The 1,342-nt window shown below is 68.3% G+C and carries 3 protein-coding genes; 1 reads left to right on the top strand and 2 read right to left on the bottom strand.

The annotated features are described in order from the left end of the window. Nucleotides 1-149 (top strand): cellulose binding domain-containing protein (locus ACFOX0_RS34105; RefSeq protein ID WP_377553576.1); only part of this gene is annotated, 149 nt, incomplete at its 5' end. 75 nt (nt 150-224) lie between these two features. Here the strand turns inward: ACFOX0_RS34105 and ACFOX0_RS34110 are convergent. Together ACFOX0_RS34110 and ACFOX0_RS34115 are read right to left on the bottom strand one after the other, a co-directional pair. Next, nucleotides 225-1,001, bottom strand: a complete 777-nt coding sequence (locus ACFOX0_RS34110) for a pectate lyase (RefSeq protein WP_377553804.1) — start codon at nt 999-1,001, stop codon at nt 225-227. Nucleotides 1,002-1,209: 208 nt separating this feature from the next. Beyond that, nucleotides 1,210-1,342: arabinofuranosidase catalytic domain-containing protein (locus tag ACFOX0_RS34115; RefSeq protein ID WP_377553806.1), on the bottom strand; the 133-nt coding region annotated here is incomplete at its 5' end.

Consider the following 1,342-nt stretch of genomic DNA (forward strand, 5'->3'; position numbering starts at 1 on the left):
CGTCCAGCGGGCAGGTCACCGCCCGTAACGTCAGCTACAACGGCACCATTCCGGCGGGCGGCTCGGTGGACTTCGGCTTCCAGGCCAACCACACCGGCAACACCGCCAAACCGTCGTCGTTCGCCCTGAACGGCAACACCTGCTCCTGACGCCAGGCCCCGGTGCGCGCACCGCGCGCACCGGGGCCGTCCCATCGGCGCGCAGGCCGCGCCGATGGGTCGGGTTCACTGGTACGTCACGTCCGACTTCCTGACGTGGCAGTACGCGTCGTCCCAGCCGTCCTTGAGATACGTCGGCTCGCTGCCCTTCGGCGCACCCTGGTACTCGGCGCAGACGTGCGCCGAGCTGCTGCCGATCAGCGTGATGCCGCGCAGCGTCGCCTGGTCACCCCAGTTGACGTTGATGCCGACCACGTACTTCGCGCTGTCCAGGATCACGTTGTCCACGGTCACCTGCCGCTTGTACGAGCTCGAACAGTTGCCGCAGGCCCGGTAGAGCTTGCCGATCGACTTGGCGTAGAAGCCGGAGATGTGCACCGTCCCCGAGCCGTTGTGCTGGAACACCTTGTCCGAGGCGGACTTGGCGCCACCGCCGATGACGTACGAGTCGCCGCTCGTGCCGAGGAACGTCGCGGCGTCCTCGCCGACGTCCTCCCACCAGACGTTCTGGATGGTGCACCGGCCCGTGCAGTGGACCCCGTCACCGGCCGGGGAACCGATGATGACGTTCTTCAGGGTGGCGCCGTCGGCCAGCTCGAACATCGCCGGCTGGCTCTCGCCCTGACTTCCGTCGCCGATGCAGCAGTACCTCTTCATGCCGCCGTCGAGGGTTCCGCTGACCTTGATGGTCTTCGACACGCTGACGTCACCGCTCTTGCCCGGCCACGCCGGCGGGGTCGCGGCGGACGCGGACTGCGCCACGCCGAACGTCATGCCCGCCAGGACCAGCAGTGCTGTCCCGACCGCCGCCAGCAGGCCGTTACGGCCGTTCCGTGTTCGCATGGGTTGCCTCTTTCCCGTTCAGTCGGCACCTGGCAGTCAGGCGCTCCGGTCGGTGGTGGTGGTGATGTCTGGAAAGCGCTTTCCCGGCGACGAGAAGGGTACGACCGCAAAACGATACTCGTCAATGCGCTGGCGGTCGTACCGCCGAGCACCGAAACCGCCCCCGGGTACGTGGCGTACCCGGGAGCGGTTCGGTGCCTGCCGCCGCCTACCGGTAGCCGGCGGCGGTGATGTTGGCCTGCACCGCGTCCTCGGTGGCGTTGCTGGGATAGCCCGAGGTCATCACGCCCTCGTAGAAGGTGCCGGCGGCGCCGTGGCTGTTGTCGCCGCCGATGCCGAGG

Origin of the sequence: Micromonospora zhanjiangensis (assembly GCF_042650605.1) — a bacterium.
In the GTDB taxonomy this organism is placed as follows: Bacteria; Actinomycetota; Actinomycetes; order Mycobacteriales; family Micromonosporaceae; genus Micromonospora_J; species Micromonospora_J zhanjiangensis.